Origin of the sequence: Virgibacillus sp. M23, assembly GCF_034190895.1 — a bacterium.
GTDB lineage: Bacteria > Bacillota > Bacilli > Bacillales > Amphibacillaceae > Virgibacillus > Virgibacillus salarius.
On sequence record NZ_JAWDHA010000383.1, the window covers coordinates 1 to 382 of the forward strand.

Genomic DNA, 382 nt, shown 5'->3' on the forward strand with positions numbered 1-382 from the left:
ACCTAAAGCAAAAGCTGCTTACAATAAAGGAAAGATAGTTACCAGTAAGTCTGGCTTTAAGTTCTGTCAGAGGCACGATATAATAAAGTGTAAGAAGACACATTCAAAGGATTGTTTTCATGAACACACCTTTATATAAAGCATTAATTCAACATGCGAGAAGAAATTCTCATTCATTTCATGTTCCGGGACATCACAATGGAGATGTCTTTTTTGATGACGCCAAGTCAATATTCGATCCTCTTCTCACCATTGATGTAACTGAACTGGCAGGGCTGGATGATCTCCATCATCCTTCCGGGGTAATTAAGGAAGCGCAAGAGCTTGTCAGTCAATTATATGAATCGGCCGAGAGTTTTTTTCTGGTGAACGGTACGACTGT

1 pseudogene is annotated in these 382 nt (G+C 39.5%); it reads left to right on the top strand.

The annotated features are described in order from the left end of the window. Window positions 1-119: 119 nt before the first annotated feature. Window positions 120-382: pseudogene (locus RVS70_RS23120) on the top strand (hypothetical protein); the annotation flags it as partial.